Source organism: Deinococcus rhizophilus, assembly GCF_030271215.1.
GTDB lineage: Bacteria > Deinococcota > Deinococci > Deinococcales > Deinococcaceae > Deinococcus > Deinococcus rhizophilus.
The window spans coordinates 1-3152 of the sequence record NZ_JASNGB010000255.1; the positions used below are offsets into that span (position 1 = coordinate 1).

The 3152-nt window shown below is 72.0% G+C and carries 3 protein-coding genes; 2 read left to right on the forward strand and 1 reads right to left on the reverse strand.

The window, feature by feature from the left end; translation table 11 throughout:
- Positions 1-721: E3 binding domain-containing protein (locus QOL99_RS16140; RefSeq protein ID WP_285525317.1), on the reverse strand; the 721-nt coding region annotated here is incomplete at its 3' end.
- A 527-nt stretch (positions 722-1248) separates the two neighbouring features.
- On the opposite strand from QOL99_RS16140, the gene QOL99_RS16145 reads away from it, so the two are divergent.
- Both QOL99_RS16145 and udk read left to right on the forward strand, forming a co-directional pair.
- On the forward strand, positions 1249-2310 hold the full coding sequence (locus QOL99_RS16145) for a Glu/Leu/Phe/Val dehydrogenase family protein (protein ID WP_285525319.1): 1062 nt from the start codon (positions 1249-1251) through the stop codon (positions 2308-2310).
- A complete protein-coding gene (gene udk, locus QOL99_RS16150; RefSeq protein WP_285525320.1) occupies positions 2307-2921 on the forward strand; it encodes a uridine kinase in 615 nt (204 codons plus the stop codon). The genes QOL99_RS16145 and udk overlap by 4 nt, the downstream gene beginning before the upstream one ends.
- The last annotated feature ends 231 nt before the right edge of the window (positions 2922-3152 follow it).

Sequence of the window (3152 nt, forward strand, 5' to 3'; positions counted from 1 at the left end):
AGGGCGAGGCGGGCGCGGGCGTGAAGGCGGGCGCCGTCGGCTGGGGCTGGGGCTGGGATTGGGGCTGAGGCTGAGGCTGCGCGGGGGCAGCGGGGGCCGGGTCCTGACCGGGCTTCTGGTACAGGCGCGAGAGCAGGCCGCCCAGCCCGCCCATCACGCCGCCAGTCGCGGCGGCAGCGGGGGGCACGGCAGGTTCCGGGGTGACGGGTTCACTGGGCGCGGGCTCACTGTATATGGGCTCGCTGGGCATGGGCTGGCTGTGCATGGGCTGGCTGTGCAGGGGCTCGCTGAAGCTCGGCATGGGCAGGGTCGGGGTGACCACGGTCTCCGGCTCGTCCTCGAGTTCGAACTCCAGCGCCTCGTCTTCCAGGCTGACTTCGGGCAGGCTCAGCTCGGGGGCGGGCATGGCGGGCACGGGGGCAGGCTGGCCCACGAGCGCGGCGAGGTCCGAATCCACGCCCGCGCTGCTGAGCATGTCCATGCTGGGCATACCGGGCGCGAGCAGGCCGCCGCCGGGGGGCAGCTCGGTGCCGGTCCACTCGGGCGGGGGGGCATCGACGGGTGTCGACGGCGGCTCCTCCTCCCCGCTCATGATGCGGGTGAGGTAATTCAGGATGTCCTGCTCGACGATCATCCCGCCGTCGCCGCTGCCATCCAGGTGCTGCCAGTCGATGCCGTTCGCTTCCGCCAGAATCTTGGCGAGCGGAGCAATGCGTTCCATTCATCTCCCCCTTCGGGCGCCGCGTGTGCCGGGCGCCAGGTTGCCACTGCCTTGCATGGGAGCCAGGGTGACGCCTGCCGCCTGACAGGCTTCTTTCAGAGGAGGCGAGTGGCATGGTCTTTTGCCTGAACACCCGCAAAGAGGACGGGCCGCGCCCGCCAGCCCCCTCCTCTGCGGAGCTTTGCCAGTCTGCAAGCGGCTCTGCGGGTGCCGCACGGGGAGGGCGGGAGACCCCCTCGTCTGAGCCGCTGATCCGGACTGCCGTCCACTTCCTTGACTTCTTCCTTGATTTCCGGGACCCGCCCTTTCTCCTTCTCGCCTTCGCCCGGACCTGAATCACTTCGTAGGCGATTGCACCGGAGTCCGCATGAGTTCTCTGCTGCACATCAAGCGGCGCCAGGAGGGGGAAAAAGCCTGACCTGCCGAGGGTGCTCTTCCGGAGGGGGCGGCTCTCCCGCCCGTCTCTCCCGCCCCGCGCCTTGCTACCCTACGGGGGTTGGCTGCGCGGGACGCGGCGAGGAGCCTGAATGCAGATATTCGACGAGATGCAGGCGCGGGGCCACGAGGCGCTGACGCTGCTTCACCATGCGCCCAGCGGCCTGAAAGCGGCGCTGGCGGTGCATTCGACCGTGCTGGGGCCAGCCATCGCCGGGGTGCGGCTGCGGCCGCTGGACGAGACCGAGGCGCTGCGCGGGGCGCTGGCGCTCTCTGAGAGCCTGACCCTCAAGGCGGCGCTGGCCGGGCTGAACTACGGCGGCGGCGCGTGCGTGCTGCTGCTGCCCGAGCAGGGCGTGGACGACCCGCACGCCCGCGAGGCGCTGTTCCGGGCGCTGGGGCGGCAGGTGCGCCCGCTGGAGTCGCGGGTGGTGCTCACCGAGGACATCGGCGTGACGCCCACCGACATCGCCTTTGTCGCGCAGGAGACGCCCGCCACCCTGGGCGTGAACACCGACACCAGCAGCGTGACCGGCTACGGGGTCTACCGGGGCATGAAGGCCGCCGCCCGGCACGCCCTGGGCTCCGAGAGCATGCGCGGGGTGCGGGTGGCGATTCTGGGGGTGGGGGCGGTGGGGCGCACGCTCGCCGCGCACCTGCACCGCGAGGGCGCCCGCCTGACCCTGGCCGACACCCGCCCCGAACGGGCCCTGGCGCTGGCCGAGGGCCTCGACGGGGTGAGCGTGGTCCCGGCCCAGGAGCTGCTCGATGCGCCCTGCGACATCTTCTCGCCGTGCGGCTACGGGCACTCCATCCGCAGCGCGGACGTGCCCCGGCTGCAATGCCGGTTGATCGCGGGCGGCGAACATCACCCCCTCTCCCGGCAGGGCGAGGCGGCGGTGCGGGAGGCCGGCATCGTGTATATGCCCGACTTTGCCATCAATGCGGCCGGACTGATCGCCGCCGCGACCACCCTGACCCCCGAGCAGGCTGCCGAGCGCGTGTACGCGACCGTCTCGCGCGTGGCGGCCGCCGCCGAGCAGTACGGCAAGCCGCCCCACGTGGTCGCCCGCCGCATGGCCGAGCGCCGCATCGACCTGATCGGCAGCCTGGGCGCGGGGTCCGGGGCGGGAACGTACGGGAGGAGCGCGTGACCTCCCCCTTCGTGATCGGCGTGGCGGGCGGCTCGGGCAGCGGCAAGACCACCGTGACCCGGCGGGTGATCGAGACGGTGGGCGCGGGCAGCGTGGCCGTGCTCAACCAGGACAACTATTACCGGGCGCAGGACGATATCCCGTTCGAGGCGCGGGTCAGAACGAACTACGACCACCCGGCGGCCTTCGACTGGGTGCTGCTGCGCGAGCATCTGGGGGCGCTGCTCTCAGGCGTGCCCATCGGGATGCCGGAGTACGACTTCACCCACCACACCCGCTCGGCCCAGACCAGCCGGGTGATGCCCGCGCCCGTGGTTGTGCTGGAGGGCTTTTTCGCCCTGTACGACGAGGAGGTGCGGGGGCGAATGCACCTCAAGGTCTTCGTGGACGCCGACGCCGACGTGCGCTTTATCCGGCGGCTGCTGCGCGACACCCAGGAGCGCGGGCGCACCCCCGAGAGCGTGATCTCCCAGTACCTGGAGTTCGTGCGGCCCATGCACCTGAGTTTCGTGGAGCCCACCAAGCGCTACGCCGACGTGATCATCCCCCACGGCGGCATGAACGAGCCCGCGCTGGACATGCTGGCCGCCCGGATTCGCGGGGCGGTGTGAGGGCGTGTGACTGGTGGAAACTCGGATCACCGGCGCCCTTCCCCCTTTCGGCGGACGACGCCCCGCGTTCCCGGTGGGCACGCTGACGCCCGGCTCCCCTTGCCCCCTGCGCCCTCCCGCCTCTCCCCTCACCCGCGCCCCCTAGGATGACCCTGTGACCGACCCCGCCCCGACCCCGCCGCCCGTCCGCCCCGACCTCCCGCCGCCGCCCGCACCGGGGGGAGCACTGGC

What these genes read in the sequence shown, in the direction of transcription:
- QOL99_RS16145 (WP_285525319.1), top strand. Translation starts at nt 1,249, where the DNA reads ATGCAGATATTCGACGAGATGCAGGCGCGGGGCCACGAGGCGCTGACG.